Origin of the sequence: Bradyrhizobium arachidis (assembly GCF_024758505.1) — a bacterium.
Classification (GTDB): domain Bacteria; phylum Pseudomonadota; class Alphaproteobacteria; order Rhizobiales; family Xanthobacteraceae; genus Bradyrhizobium; species Bradyrhizobium manausense_C.
In genome coordinates this window covers 7,570,558-7,586,070 of the sequence record NZ_CP077970.1, presented here as the reverse complement: position 1 = coordinate 7,586,070, position 15,513 = coordinate 7,570,558, and the positions used below count along the sequence as shown (strand labels likewise).

The 15,513-nt window shown below is 62.3% G+C and carries 4 protein-coding genes and 1 pseudogene; 1 reads left to right on the top strand and 4 read right to left on the bottom strand.

Translation table 11 applies throughout. The features are described 5' to 3' along the window. Nucleotides 1–1,802 precede the first annotated feature (1,802 nt). On the top strand, nt 1,803–2,141 hold the full coding sequence (locus tag KUF59_RS35115) for an H-NS histone family protein (protein ID WP_212461246.1): 339 nt from the start codon (nt 1,803–1,805) through the stop codon (nt 2,139–2,141). Nucleotides 2,142–2,458: 317 nt separating this feature from the next. Here the strand turns inward: KUF59_RS35115 and KUF59_RS35110 are convergent, their stop codons facing one another. The 4 genes and pseudogenes from KUF59_RS35110 to KUF59_RS35095 form a co-directional block, all read right to left on the bottom strand. Continuing rightward, entirely contained in the window at nt 2,459–3,031 is a 573-nt protein-coding gene (locus tag KUF59_RS35110) for a hypothetical protein (protein WP_258767761.1), read from the bottom strand. Continuing rightward, nucleotides 2,944–3,297 (bottom strand): annotated as a pseudogene (locus tag KUF59_RS35105) (DUF968 domain-containing protein); the annotation flags it as partial. The pseudogene KUF59_RS35105 and the gene KUF59_RS35110, both read right to left, overlap by 88 nt. Further along, nucleotides 3,294–3,467 carry a hypothetical protein gene (locus KUF59_RS35100; protein WP_258767760.1) on the bottom strand — a complete coding sequence of 58 codons (174 nt, stop codon included), beginning with the start codon at nt 3,465–3,467 and terminating at the stop codon, nt 3,294–3,296. The gene KUF59_RS35100 and the pseudogene KUF59_RS35105, both read right to left, overlap by 4 nt. A 556-nt stretch (nt 3,468–4,023) precedes the next feature. Then, nucleotides 4,024–15,405, bottom strand: coding sequence for a beta strand repeat-containing protein (locus tag KUF59_RS35095; RefSeq protein WP_258767759.1), 11,382 nt, complete (start codon nt 15,403–15,405; stop codon nt 4,024–4,026). Between the last annotated feature and the right edge of the window lie 108 nt (nt 15,406–15,513).

The window sequence follows — 15,513 nt, the reverse complement described above, 5'->3', positions numbered from 1 at the left end:
CCGAACGTTCAGCCCGCCACGCCGGCCAAGTCGCGGGCGGCAGCCCAAGCTGCAAGAAATGCCGGGATTGGTCACGCTCAAAATGGACTGCCGATCGGCGCGCTTGGGACCGGCACGAGCAATGAGGATCAGATGGCCATTGGCTCAGCGCCCTCCCGAAACAGATCCCCACCGGCAGCACAGGCTCAAGGAAACAGCAGTGTTGGTCCAGATGGCCTGCCGATCGGAGTGCTCGGGAGGGGCACCAGCCTTTCGGACCGGATACGCCCGCCGCGGGCCGCACGAGCTGGCGACAAGGTCCTGGACGCTAAAGCGCAAGTCGAGCGACGAACAATTGAATCGCCCAGACGTGTTCCGGGCCGGACAAAGCCAGTTTTGTAGTCTGCGAGCGAAGCAGCGGATGGTGGAATGGGCGAACGGTCTCAATCAACGAATGGCGGAGGTCGCCGGCCGCTTGTCGAAGCTCTCAAAAGATACCGCGAGTGCTGCGCAGCCTCGCGGTGGCCGTGCTCGGCTAATGATCCGGTGTTCCTTCGCAACCCGTTGCGCCTCCGCGATCCAACTGAGGCTATCCTTGAGCGCAAGCCTGAAAGGAACAGCTAGCGCCGCGCGCCGAGGAAGCCGTGGCCGCAGCGAGCTGGTGCAGTTTGAAGGGTGAGCCCCCGCGGGACGCCCAGGTCATGCCATCTGTCGATGTTAGTCCGCGCGCGGTACAGATCGTGAGCCAAGGCACAAGCCCACGCTCGGATTCAGTCTCGCTGTCTGGTTGGCGGCGCACGGGCCCCTCTCTGAGAGATCAAACTGGGTCGCTAGGCGATCGAACAATGAACGCTTGGCGTCTTGCATAGCTGGGCGAAGGCAGCCTTAGCCTCGTTACGGCCAAAACAAAAAATGCGTTCCTTTGTCTTGCTTCTCGACTCACCAGTCTGCCTCGCCTTGGCGAGCAGAAGCCTCAGGCCCTAAGCCGATCAATTTCGCGCGGAGCAGCGCTTACGATTAGACAGTGCACGATTCTGTCATTCTTCACGAAATCAAACTAAACGAGAAATCCAATCAAACGACAAGTGACGAGCGGGGATTCAGGAGCGCATCGCGTCGATAGCGTGTGCGATCAAAATGCTCACGCTCAAAACAATTAGAAAAATGAGTAACCAAGTATTCACGTCCACCTCCTGTCTTGGAAGTGAACCTTCCTGTTTATGCACAGTCAAAGGTATCGCGCGGGGAACCGCGATTTCAGCGGCGGCTGAGGATTCATTGCCACACGGCGGGGCTATCGTCGGAACGCGAGGAAAAGGAGCGTGCCGACGATGGCGGTCGCGAGAAGTGGAAACCAAATGTCCGGCACTTCATGGACTCCGACTCACTGCGTCGGATTAAATGCGAGCTGCGCTCTCAATTCTTCTAGTTTTCAATATTCTCCACAGCTCTAAAGAAGTGGCTGCAACTCGCAATGAATATTCGCGGTATTATGTTCGTGGTCGGGTGCCGTCGGCAATCAAAGCTTTTCAGTCTGGCGTGGTCTTTAGCCAACACTTTTCGACCCACCACGGTTCGCAGCAGTGGCGTGCGTATGCCGCGACACCATGCGTTGCGAAGTCGAGGGGATCTTCTCTATGAATGCAGTCGCGTTTTGGTTCTCGCCCACGGGTTTTTCGCGCTCGTCACGCAATTGCCGCTCTCTCGCCTTTATCGCTGCTGGTTACTGCAATTAAATGTGGATTGCGGGACCGTTTAATAAGCCGTGGCTTGTCCGCTGCTTGGGCCTGATTGATTAATGCTCTAGAACGGGGGATGGAGCTATGAACATCGATCATCTGAAGTTGCTCTCGCTTGACGAGCTTTTGAAAATTCACGACGAGGTGACCGCCAAACTTAGCGACACAATGTTGGCGGAAAAAGCCAGATTGGAGGAACGGCTGCGAAAGATCGGAATGGCTCACGAAGTCACTCGGCTTGAGCGTAAGCGCCGCCAATACCCGCCCGTTCGTCCGAAGTATCGGAATCCGAACAACCCGATGGAGACCTGGTCGGGGCGGGGCAGGGTACCGCGATGGCTCAAGCCGCAACTTCGAGGTGGCCGGAAGCTGGATGATTTCCTCATCGCCTCAGCTTTTGATCAGAAGCGGCACATGACATGAATCATCGCGGCTGGCCTCCACCCCTGTCCTGCGAGGAAAAATCACGGGCGACGGGTCGAACGCGAGACGCAAGCCCGCGCTCGTATGTGGGCCTCGCTTTCTGGCTGGCTGGACTTCGATGTCTTCGGTCAGCTGGTCAATGAGTTTTCCAGGACGCGGATCGATGCGAGCCTTGCGCAAAAGCGAACGCTGTCATCGGAGCTCCGGATCTCCCCGAGGCGTTTGCGCGGCGGTTGCAAGTCTTGGCCTTGTTGCGCCCATCCAGCGTAGATTCCTGATCTCGCGAAGCAGCAGCATCCGTTTGGTCTGTGCCGCGTTCAGCAGGCCCTCGAACAGGACCAGAACCTCGCGCGCCTGCACGTAGACTTCCGTGGTGATGGCGTGCGCATCGAAGCCATAGGATGCCAGACGCGCATCGATCTCGTCGCAGCGATGGGATCAATCCGCCAGCTCAACGCGTTTTGCAGCGTGTAGGACTCGGCTTCCTCTTCGAAGTCCGGATCGATCCCGACCATGTCGATGCGTCGGAGGGCGGCTGCAATCGCCTCTTGCCGATAGGTCTCGAGCAACTTGTGCCGCAACATTCGGTAGCGTTGGATTTCCCAGGACAGTTCGGCGACGTCGATGGCGAGCAGCCATTCGATGGCGGATCGCGGCGCAAGGTCTGCGAAGATCGCCTGCCGTAGTGCCTGGTAGTGTTCGAGATGTTCACCGGGAAGCAGCAGGGGCGGCGGCGCCAACGCCTCGAACTCGACCGGCAGCGCCGTTACGGTCAGCTCGCGCGCCGTTTGGAAGAGGCCGTTCATCGGGGTGAGGCCTCCGAACCAAGGCTTGCGGGAAGCGGCGCGATGCTGACCGCGGCCGGACCATGGATCGGGCTCGCTGCCCACAAGTCCTGCGCGACCGGCAACGGCGCGATCTGCAGGTTCGCCCACCACGCGCGCTCATTGCCATGCCGATGCAGCTCCTCGTGATGCGCCCGGCACAACGGGACGGTGAACTCATCACTGACCTTGCGGCCGAGCGCTCGGGGTTGGGCGAATTTTAGATGATGGGCATCGCACGGGGTTTGCTGGCAGACGAGGCAGGGCTGCGCCCGGACAAATAACAGGTGCGCCTTGCTGCGGTTGCGCGGCGGCTCCTTGGGTTGGGCTAGGATTTGGGTTTGTTTTTGATATCTCGCGCCGCCAAGCCCAGTTCAAGCTCGGTGAGCAGTTCGATAAGACGTTTAATGATCGCCTCATAGTCGGATTCCGTCAGGGAGGTCACGCCTCGCGAGGTCAGCTCGTCTTTCAGAATGGTCGCCATAATGGCTTTGACGCTCATGGCTCTGCTCGAAAATGAGATGGTGAAAAAACGCAATCTGAAGTAGAGGTGAAAGATCGCTAATGCGCAATGTCCGTAAGATTACTGGCAGCGCGGGGGTGACCAGAGCCCGCTCCTGCCGCGGAAATCGAAATTTTGTTCTGTGTCATAATCATAATGACTCCGACCTAAAAACAGAAAATAAGGTGGGGAAAATCAAAAGGGAGGAGTGGATGGAGAGCGTAGGCCGCTTGCGCGCGATGGCATCGCTGTGCCGACAGACCGCCGTGTATCATCCTGATCGAAGCTGGAAGCTGCTCGCCGAAGCAGAGTACTGGGAGCACTTGGCCAATCAGGCGCTTCCTGATCATCTCGAACAATGCACGTCTGGGGCCTCGCTCCAACCATTCGAAAATCCGAGTCCCACCGCGGTAATCGCGGCGTGAGGATTTTCGTTTTTCTTTACAAGCCTGATTGGAGAGGGCTTGGCGCGCCCGTATCTCTGTAGCGGCACCCGCTCTCTGCCGCGACAACAACCATCGGCCATGCAGTCGTGAGGATCAAAAAATTTGCGCCGTTAGACGTGGAAGAGAAAATCCTGACCGGTTAGAGTATTCGCAGCTACGCTGGTCAAGACAATTTCCATATCCGCCGCCCCTTGGTTCTGCGCGGTGGTCGAGCTGTTGACGTAGACAATTGTATTCGCGCCGCTTTGAATCCACGCGATACTATGCGCAGCGACTTGGGCGCTCCCGCTTAGCAAGCCCTGGACACTCGTCACTCCTGCGATCGCCGAGGTGTCGATGATATCTGCGCCATGAACGAAATCACTGACCGTATCGTGGTTTGCAATCGTAGAGTCGGAAACCGCAGCGAAGATGAACTGGTCGCTTCCCGCTCCTCCTATCAACGTGTCGGCACCTCCTCGCCCTTGGATCACGTCGTTTCCTACTTGCCCATCCAACGTGTTGTTGCCAGCATCGCCGAAAATTAGGTCAGCGAAGGATGAACCGCGGACGGCATTAACGCCGGTGAACGTGTCTGTACCGACACTTGCGACATCACCAGAGGCTGTCCCATGGGAGTTGCCGGCGGCGAGATCGACGGTCACCCCATCCAGAGCATTGTAGAATGCAATGCGGGTATTGCCGTTGCCGGTAATGGCATCATTGCCGTCCATTCCCTCGAACTCGTTGAGGGTACCGAAATCGCCGGCATTCGCACCGGAGGTGCCAAAATTGGTTGCGACATAAGTATCGTCGAGGTTGGTCCCGCGGATCGCCTCAATTGATCGAAGAGTGTCTGTTCCGATCGCAGTGTCGCCGGTCACCACGCCCGAAGCCATATCGACTTGAATACCTGACGCAGAACCGTCGTTGTTGTAGAACGCCCTGTCGAAACCAGTCTTGCCGTCGATGACGTCATTGCCGCCGCGACCGGCAAAATCTTCCGCTGTGCCATTCGGATTGTTAGAGCCGGTAATGGTGTCGGCAAATGACGACCCTGACACCGAGCCGACGCCCGAGAAGGTATCGGTGCCCACCGACCCATCGCCGGTTACGGTGCCCGACGCGCCGCTGGTGGTGCTGGTCCAGCTATTGAGACCGAACGTGATCGTTACCGGACCGGTTGCATTCGCATAGATCAGACGCGTGTTGCCGTTGCCGGTGATGGCATCGTCACCACCAAGTCCCTCGAACTGGTTGAAGGTGCCGTTGTTGCCGACATTAAGAGCGCCTGCGAGGCCGTATCCCGTTGCCACATAGGTGTCGGCAAGGTTGGTTCCCTGGATAGCCTCGATCGAGCGCAGCGTGTCCGTGCCGATCGAAGAGTCGCCGGTGGCGGTGCCGGTCGCCATGTCAATGGAGACACTGCCGCTCGAAAGATAGATGTTGTTGTAGCCGGCGGTATCAAAGCCGCCGCGACCGTCGATCGTGTCGTTGCCGCCAAGTCCGGTAAATGTCTCGTTGCTGCCGCTTCCCGACAGGGAATCGGTGAACATCGTGCCCATGATGGCATTGACGCCGGTGAACGTATCGCTTCCGACCGAGGCGTCCCCAGTGGCAGTGCCGGCTGCTATGTCCACCACAACGCCTGCGGTCGCATTATTGAAACCGAGGCGCGTGTTGCCGTTGCCGGTGATGATGTCGTTGCCGCCCTCGCCGGTGAACTCATTGAAGGTTCCCGATGATCCGGAGTTCGTGCTGGCGTTGCTGAATCCAGAGGCGTTGTAGGTATCGGCAAAATTGGTGCCGCGGACAGCTTCGATCGACACAAGTGTATCAGTACCAACGGTGGCATCTCCCGTCAGGGTGCCCGCCGCGAGATTGACAGTGATACCTGACGTAGTGGTCGGATCGATATTGTAGTCGGCGCGGTCGAAACCGCCGCGACCGTCGATCGTGTCGTCGCCAGCGAACCCGGCAAATACCTCGATCGTACCGAATCCATTGTTGCTTCCGAAAAGGGTATCGGCGAACGAAGAGCCCCAGACTGCAATAATCCCCGAGCCAACAAACGTGTCGTGACCAACGGATCCATCACCATCCGCCGTTCCGGCTGCGATATCGACAGTCACGCCGGCGGTAGCGCTCAGATAAGAAACCCGCGTCAGAGCGGCGCCCAAAGGGTTTACTGCACTTAGAATGGTGTCGTTGCCACCCCGACCCTCGAACTCGTTAAACCCGATGGGTGTACCGGGAGTACCGGTGGTCCCCGCGAAACCGGTCGCATTGAATGTGTCCGCAAAATCGCTGCCAACCGCGCCTTCGATAGCAACGAGCGTGTCGGTGCCAACTCCCGGACCGGATGCCGTCCCCGCCGCAAGGTTGACGGAGATTCCGCCCGTGGCATCCGTGTAGACAGCGCGGTCGAAATCGGCCCCGCCGTCGAGCAGATCGTTGCCGCCGAATCCCTGAAGCCGATCATTTCCTGCAAGACCGGAAATTGCATCGGCTTGGCTCGTTCCGAGCAGCACATCCGAGCCCGAGGTGCCGGTAGTGGCATTGGGAAAGATGAAGTCGCTTTGCTGGAGGCTTGTTACACCGATCAATGTCAGAGTATTTCCGCTCCCGACATTGATTATGGTGTTGCCGCCGCTCACCGTTGCCTTCGATTGAACATCTGCGAGCGTGAACAAGCCTGACAACCCCGTCAGATCGATCGTGTCGCCTTGGGTACGATCGAAGTCCGTGATTGTGTCTGCTCCGTCGCCATCGGCGTAGACGAAGGTGTCGGCGCCGTTCCCGCCGGTCAGGGTATCGGCACCGCCACGACCGGCGATCCGGTCGTTGCCATCCCTCCCGTCGAGCGTATTGGCGTTGGCATCTCCGAGAATGACGTCGGCGAAAGCTGAGCCCCGGACGGCATTCACGCCGGTGAACGTGTCTGTCCCGGTGCCTGCGAGGTCACCGGAGGCCGTCCCGTGGGAGTTGCCGGCGGCGAGATCGACGGTCACCCCGTCCAGAGCATTGTAGAATGCAATGCGGGTATTGCCGTTGCCGGTGATGGCATCATTGCCGGCCATTCCCTCAAACTCGTTGAGAGTACCGAAATCGCCGACATTTGGCCCGGAGGCGCCAAAATTGGTGGCGACATAAGTGTCGGAGAAAGCGGTGCCGCGGATCGCTTCAACCGATCGGAGGGTGTCCGTTCCGGTCGCAGCGTCACCGGTCACCGCGCCCGAAGCCATATCGACTTGAATACCTGAAGCCGAGCCATCGTTGTTGTAGAAAGCTCTGTCGAAACCAGCTTTACCGTCGATGAAGTCATTGCCGGCGCGGCCGGCAAATTCTTCCGAGGTGTTGTTTGGATTGTTCGAGCCGGTGATGGTGTCGGCAAACGACGACCCCGATACCGAACCGACACCGGAGAAGGTATCGGTGCCTACGGACCCATCGCCGGTTACGGTGCCCGACGCACCGCTGGTGGTGCTGGTCCAGCCATTGAGACTGAAAGTGATCGACACGGGGCCGGTTGCATTGGTGTAGATCAGACGCGTGCTGCCGTTGCCGGTGATGATGTCGTTACCGCCCATTCCCTCAAATTGATTGAAGGCGCCATTGTTGCCGACGTTGGCATAGGGAAGGCCGGTAGCGGGATCGATAGCCCCGGTGACGCCAAAATTGGTCGCGTCATAAGTGTCGGAGAAATTAGTGCCCTGAATGGCTTCGATTGAACGCAAGGTGTCGGTGCCGCTCGAGGCGTCGCCGGTCACCGTTCCGGCTGCAAGGTGAACGCTGATCCCGCTGGTCGTGAAGGTTAGGTTGGCATATTGCGCCGTGTCGAAACCGCCTATTCCGTCGATAAAATCATCGCCGGCAAGGCCCATGAAGTTCTCGTTGGCGCCGCTTCCGGAAAAGGTGTCGGCAAACATCGAGCCCATGACGGCGTTGACGCCGGTGAATGTATCGGTGCCCACCGAGGCATCGCCGATCGCAGTGCCCGCGAGGAAATCGACCGTCACGCCGGCGCTTGATTGCGTATATTGGATTCGAGTGTTGCCGTTGCCGATGATGGTATCGTTGCCGCCCATGCCTTCAAAATTGTTGAAGGTGCCGCTCGATCCGGCATTGGTGCTCGTGCCGTTGAAACCGGTGGCATCGTAAGTGTCAGCGAAGTTGGTGCCGCGGACGGCTTCTACTGAACGCAGCGTATCGGTGCCGATCGTAGCATCGCCAGTGACGGTTCCGGCTGCAAGATTGACGGTTATGCCAGTGGTTGTAGCGGCGTCGTTGTTATAGACGGCGAAATCGTAGCCGCCGCGGCCGTCGATCAGATCGTTGCCGGCACGACCGTCATATTGCTCGAAAGTCCCATTCGGATTGTCGCTGCCCCGCAGCGTGTCTCCAAATGCGGACCCAATGACCGAATTGACGTTGGTGAAGGTGTCGTTGCCAACCGACGAATCGCCGCTCGCCGTTCCCGCGGCGAAATCAATGACAACTGCCGCTGTCGCACTGAGATAGGAGACACGGGTCAGAACCTGTCCGGAAGAATTGACCGTGCCAACGATGATATCGTCTCCCCCCATGCCTTCGAAGCTGTTGAAGCCAATTGGCGTGCCAGGCACCCCGGAATTACCGTTGAAGCCGACGGCCGAGTAGTGATCGGCAAAGTTGCTGCCCTGGATGGCTTCGATACCGATCAGAGTGTCGGTGCCGACACCTGGACCCGTCACGGTCCCGGCCGTCAGATCTGCAGTGATGCCCCCGGTCGCGTCGACATAGACCGCTCGATCAACACCCGACAAGCCGTTGAGTATGTCATTGCCGCCGAAGCCCTCGAATGCATCGTTCCCGGTGGTCCCGGTCAGGGTGTTGTCGCCAGCGTCACCGAGAATGGCGCCGGGCAGGCCCACAAAATAGACCACCGCGCCGCTGGTCGCGGTGTTGCCGGCCAGATCGGTGACCTTTGCGGTCAGCGAGTTGCCGCCCTGGTTCAGCGTGACCGCAGTGCTCCAGCTGCCATTGCCCTGCACGATCGCGGTGCCGATCGTCGTAGTGCCGTTCAGGATGGTGACGGTGGCGCCGGCATCGGCCACATCAACCGTGCCGGTGATGGTCTGGCTGGCCTGGTTAGTCGATCCGCCCGCGCTGGTGATCGCAACCGCAGGCGCCGTCGTGTCGAGGGTGAAGCCCAGCGCTGCCGTCGTCGAACTGTTACCGGCAGCATCGCTGAACTGCGCCGTGACCTGCTTGGCGCCATCGGCTCCGAGATCGCCGGCCGTCACCACCAGGCTGACGCTGCCTGCCGTCACGTCGGCGGCCGTGATCACATGCGTTACCGGATGCGCCAGCGGCGCGCCGCCCAGCAACAGCTGCACCGTATCGCCGATGGAATCCGTCGGGTTCAGCGCCACCGTGAAGCTCGGCGAGGTCGCCGACGTTAGATTATCCGTGTTCGAGCTGCCGCTGTCCGAGCCCGCCGTCAGGTCTGGCGTGCCGCCGCTCGGTGCCGTGGTGTCGAGGGTGAAGCTCAGCGATGCCGAGCCGGTGTTGCCGAAGGTGTCGGTCTGGCTCGCCACAATGGTGTGCGATCCGTCCGCCAGCCCGGCCGGCGTAAACGACCAGGCGCCTTGCGCATCGGTGGTCACCGTCGTCGCGATCGGGCTGCCGTCGATGGTGAAGTGCACCACCGTGTTGGCGAGCCCGGTGCCGCTCAGCGCCGGGTTGGCGGTGACGTGATCGGTGGCCGAGGTGCCGGTGTCGGAGACCAGGGCCTCAGTCACCGTCGGGCCGGTGGTGCTGAGCGTGTAGAGCACCGCGCTGCTGGTCGCGGTATTGCCGGCCGCATCGCTCACCCGGGCCGTCAGGGAGTTCGGCCCGTTGTTGAGCGTGACCGTGGTGCTCCAGCTGCCATTGCCCTGCACGATCGCGGTGCCGATCGTCGTAGTGCCGTTCAGGATGGTGACGGTGGCGCCGGCATCTGCCACATCAACCGTGCCGGTGATGGTCTGGCTGGCCTGGTTAGTCGATCCGCCCGCGCTGGTGATCGCAACCGCAGGCGCCGTCGTGTCGAGGGTGAAGCCCAGCGCTGCCGTCGTCGAACTGTTACCGGCAGCATCGCTGAACTGCGCCGTGACCTGCTTGGCGCCATCGGCTCCGAGATCGCCGGCCGTCACCACCAGGCTGACGCTGCCTGCCGTCACGTCGGCGGCCGTGATCACATGCGTTACCGGATGCGCCAGCGGCGCGCCGCCCAGCAACAGCTGCACCGTATCGCCGATGGAATCCGTCGGGTTCAGCGCCACCGTGAAGCTCGGCGAGGTCGCCGACGTTAGATTATCCGTGTTCGAGCTGCCGCTGTCCGAGCCCGCCGTCAGATCTGGCGTGCCGCCGCTCGGTGCCGTGGTGTCCAGGGTGAAGCTCAGCGATGCCGAACCGGTGTTGCCAAAGGGATCGGTCTGGCTCGCGACGATGGTGTGCGGTCCGTCGGCCAGCCCGCTCGGCGTAAACGACCAGGCGCCTTGCGCATCGGTCGTCACCGTGTTGGCGCTGAGAACACCATCGATCGTCAGATGCACCACCGTGTTGGCGAGCCCGGAGCCGTTCAGCGCCGGGTTGGTGGTGACGTGATCGGTGGCCAAGGTGCCGGTGTCGGAGACCAGGGCCTCGGTCACCGTCGGGCCGGTGGTGCTGAGCGTATAGAGCACCGCGCTGCTGGTCGCGGTGTTGCCGGCCAGATCGGTTACCCTTGCGGTCAGCGAGTTGCCGCCCTGGTTCAGCGTGACCGTGGTGCTCCAGGTGCCGTTGCCCTGCACGATAGCGGTGCCGATCGGGGCGGTGCCGTCCAGAATGGTGACGGTGGTGCCGGCGTCAGTCACGCCGACCGTGCCGGTGATGGTCTGGCTGGCCTGGTTGGTCGAGCCGCCGGTGCTGGTGATGGCGACCGTCGGTGCCGCCATGTCCAGCGTGAAGCTCAGCGCTGCCGAACCGGTATTGCCAAAGGGATCGGTCTGGCTCGCAACGATGGTGTGCGGTCCATCCGCCAGCCCGCTCGGCGTAAACGACCAGGCGCCTTGCGCATCGGTTGTCACCGTTGCCGCGATCGGGCTGCCGTCGATGGTGAAGTGCACCACCGTGTTGGCAAGCCCGGTGCCGTTCAGCGCCGGGTTGGCGGTGACGTGATCGGTTGTCGAGGTGCCGGTGTCGGAGACCAGGGCCTCGGTCACCGTCGGGCCGGTGGTGCTGAGCGTGTAGAGCACCGCGCTGCTGGTCGCGGTGTTGCCGGCCAGATCGGTTACCTTTGCGGTCAGCGAGTTGCTGCCCTGGTTCAGCGCGACCGTGGTGCTCCAGGTCCCGTTGCCCTGCACGATCGCCGTGCCGATCGCGGTGGTGCCGTCCAGGATGGTGACGGTGGCGCCGGCATCGGCCACATCAACCGTGCCGGTGATGGTTTGGCTGGCCTGATTGACCGGTCCGCCGGTGCTGGTGATGGCGACCGTGGGTGCCGCCGTGTCCAGCGTGAAGCTCAGCGATGCCGAGCCGGTGTTGCCGAAGGTGTCGGTCTGACTCGCCACGATGGTGTGCGAACCGTCGGCCAGCCCGCCCGGCGTAAACGACCAGGCGCCTTGCGCATCGGTCGTCGCGGTGGTGGCGCTGAGAACACCGTCGATGGTGAAGTGCACCACCGTGTTGGCAAGCCCGGTGCCGTTCAGCGCCGGGTTGGCGGTGACGTGGTCGGTGGCCAAGGTGCCGGTGTCGGAGACCAGGGCCTCGGTCACCGTCGGACCGGTGGTGCTGAGCGTGTAGACCACCGCGCTGCTGGTCGCGGTGTTGCCGGCCGCATCGCTGACCCGTGCCGTCAGCGAGTTCGGGCCGTTGTTGAGCGTGACGGTGGTGCTCCAGGTGCCGTTGCCCTGCACGATCGCCGTGCCGATCGCGGTGGTGCCGTCCAGGATGGTGACGGTGGCGCCGGCATCGGCCACATCAACCGTGCCGGTGATGGTCTGGCTCGCCTGGTTGGTCGAACCGCCCGCGCTGGTGATCGCGACCGTCGGTGCCGTTGTGTCCAGCGTGAAGCTCAGCGAGGCCGAACCGGTGTTGCCAAAGGGATCGGTCTGGCTCGCGACGATGGTGTGCGGTCCGTCGGCCAGCCCGCTCGGCGTAAACGACCAGGCGCCTTGCGCATCGGTCGTCACCGTGTTGGCGCTGAGAACACCATCGATCGTCAGATGCACCACCGTGTTGGCGAGCCCGGAGCCGTTCAGCGCCGGGTTGGTGGTGACGTGATCGGTGGCCAAGGTGCCGGTGTCGGAGACCAGGGCCTCGGTCACCGTCGGGCCGGTGGTGCTGAGCGTATAGAGCACCGCGCTGCTGGTCGCGGTGTTGCCGGCCAGATCGGTTACCCTTGCGGTCAGCGAGTTGCCGCCCTGGTTCAGCGTGACCGTGGTGCTCCAGGTGCCGTTGCCCTGCACGATAGCGGTGCCGATCGGGGCGGTGCCGTCCAGAATGGTGACGGTGGTGCCGGCGTCAGTCACGCCGACCGTGCCGGTGATGGTCTGGCTGGCCTGGTTGGTCGAGCCGCCGGTGCTGGTGATGGCGACCGTCGGTGCCGCCATGTCCAGCGTGAAGCTCAGCGCTGCCGAACCGGTATTGCCAAAGGGATCGGTCTGGCTCGCAACGATGGTGTGCGGTCCATCCGCCAGCCCGCTCGGCGTAAACGACCAGGCGCCTTGCGCATCGGTTGTCACCGTTGCCGCGATCGGGCTGCCGTCGATGGTGAAGTGCACCACCGTGTTGGCAAGCCCGGTGCCGTTCAGCGCCGGGTTGGCGGTGACGTGATCGGTTGTCGAGGTGCCGGTGTCGGAGACCAGGGCCTCGGTCACCGTCGGGCCGGTGGTGCTGAGCGTGTAGAGCACCGCGCTGCTGGTCGCGGTGTTGCCGGCCAGATCGGTTACCTTTGCGGTCAGCGAGTTGCTGCCCTGGTTCAGCGCGACCGTGGTGCTCCAGGTCCCGTTGCCCTGCACGATCGCCGTGCCGATCGCGGTGGTGCCGTCCAGGATGGTGACGGTGGCGCCGGCATCGGCCACATCAACCGTGCCGGTGATGGTTTGGCTGGCCTGATTGACCGGTCCGCCGGTGCTGGTGATGGCGACCGTGGGTGCCGCCGTGTCCAGCGTGAAGCTCAGCGATGCCGAGCCGGTGTTGCCGAAGGTGTCGGTCTGACTCGCCACGATGGTGTGCGAACCGTCGGCCAGCCCGCCCGGCGTAAACGACCAGGCGCCTTGCGCATCGGTCGTCGCGGTGGTGGCGCTGAGAACACCGTCGATGGTGAAGTGCACCACCGTGTTGGCAAGCCCGGTGCCGTTCAGCGCCGGGTTGGCGGTGACGTGGTCGGTGGCCAAGGTGCCGGTGTCGGAGACCAGGGCCTCGGTCACCGTCGGACCGGTGGTGCTGAGCGTGTAGACCACCGCGCTGCTGGTCGCGGTGTTGCCGGCCGCATCGCTGACCCGTGCCGTCAGCGAGTTCGGGCCGTTGTTGAGCGTGACGGTGGTGCTCCAGGTGCCGTTGCCCTGCACGATCGCCGTGCCGATCGCGGTGGTGCCGTCCAGGATGGTGACGGTGGCGCCGGCATCGGCCACATCAACCGTGCCGGTGATGGTCTGGCTCGCCTGGTTGGTCGAACCGCCCGCGCTGGTGATCGCGACCGTCGGTGCCGTTGTGTCCAGCGTGAAGCTCAGCGAGGCCGAACCGGTGTTGCCAAAGGGATCGGTCTGGCTCGCGACGATGGTGTGCGGTCCGTCGGCCAGCCCGCTCGGCGTAAACGACCAGGCGCCTTGCGCATCGGTCGTCACCGTGTTGGCGCTGAGAACACCATCGATCGTCAGATGCACCACCGTGTTGGCGAGCCCGGAGCCGTTCAGCGCCGGGTTGGTGGTGACGTGATCGGTGGCCAAGGTGCCGGTGTCGGAGACCAGGGCCTCGGTCACCGTCGGGCCGGTGGTGCTGAGCGTATAGAGCACCGCGCTGCTGGTCGCGGTGTTGCCGGCCAGATCGGTTACCCTTGCGGTCAGCGAGTTGCCGCCCTGGTTCAGCGTGACCGTGGTGCTCCAGGTGCCGTTGCCCTGCACGATAGCGGTGCCGATCGGGGCGGTGCCGTCCAGGATGGTGACGGTGGCGCCGGCATCGGCCACGCCGACCGTGCCGGTGATGGTCTGGCTGGCCTGGTTGGTCGAGCCACCCGCGCTGGTGATCGCGACCGTGGGCGCGGCCGTGTCGAGGGTGAAGCTCAGCGATGCCGAACCGGTGTTGCCAAAGGGATCGGTCTGGCTCGCGACGATGGTGTGCAGTCCGTCGGCCAGCCCGCTCGGTGTAAACGACCAGGTGCCTTGCGCATCGGTCGTCGCCGTGTTGGTGCTGAGAACACCATCGATCGTCAGATGCACCACCGTGTTGGCGAGCCCGGTGCCGTTCAGCGCCGGGTTGGTGGTGACGTGATCGGTGGCCGAGCTGCCGGTGTCGGAGACCAGGGCCTCGGTCACCGTCGGGCCGGTGGTGCTGAGCGTATAGAGCACTGCGCTGCTGGTCGCGGTGTTGCCGGCCGCATCGCTGACCCGTGCCGTCAGCGAGTTCGGGCCGTTGTTGAGCGTGACCGTGGTGCTCCAGGTGCCGTTGCCCTGCACGATCGCCGTGCCGATCGCGGTGGTGCCGTCCAGGATGGTGACGGTGGCGCCGGCATCGGCCACGCCGACCGTGCCGGTGATGGTCTGGCTGGCCTGGTTGGTCGAACCGCCCGCGCTGGTGATGGCGACGGCGGGTGCCGTTGTGTCGAGGGTGAAAACAACGGGCGCGCTTGTGGTAACGTTGGCGCTGGCGTCCCGGGCCTCGATGCTGTGGCTGCCGTCTCCTGACAGAGTGACGGCCATGCTCCAGACGCCGCCAGAGCCAACGGTCACCGTTCCAATTTGTGTGGTGACACCGTTGTAGGTATCATACAGCGTCACTGTCGTACCAACAAAGGCCGCATCAACAGTTCCGTTGATCGTCTGGTTTCCTTGGTTGGTTGGACCACCTGCATTGCTGATCGTTACAGGTGTCAACGAAACCGCGCCGACAGCCTGGGTTGTATCGACAGCGGGCACGACAGACTTCGTTGTCGAGGTCGCAGCAGCATTTCCCGTATTGCCGGCGAATGTCACAGAAATTGGGGTGATTGACCGGCCACCTGCCTGGCCGGTGACGTCGTCTGCAACAACAGTCGTCGGAGCGTCGGTGGGGGACGGTGGAGGACTTCCAGCGAACTTCTGCAGCGATTTTGTATTGACGTCTCCGCGCTTGCCGTCGCTCGGTGGCGGCGTGCTCGGCGCGAGTTGCTTCCCGATATCGTAGGTCGTTAACACCTGCTGGAAAGCGTCGAATTCCTGCGCAACCTGGCTTGGGCTCTTGCTGATGGCCTGGGTGATGACCTCAAGATTGGCGGTTGGCGTGATGGTCAGCGATGGACCGTCGCTGGTCACTATCCCGATTGCCTCTCCCGCAATACAAACGCCTTGAAGCAAGTTCGTTGGCACGCATTTGAAGACCTGTACTGAATGAACCTGACCGTCATGCTGATCGGCAACGGA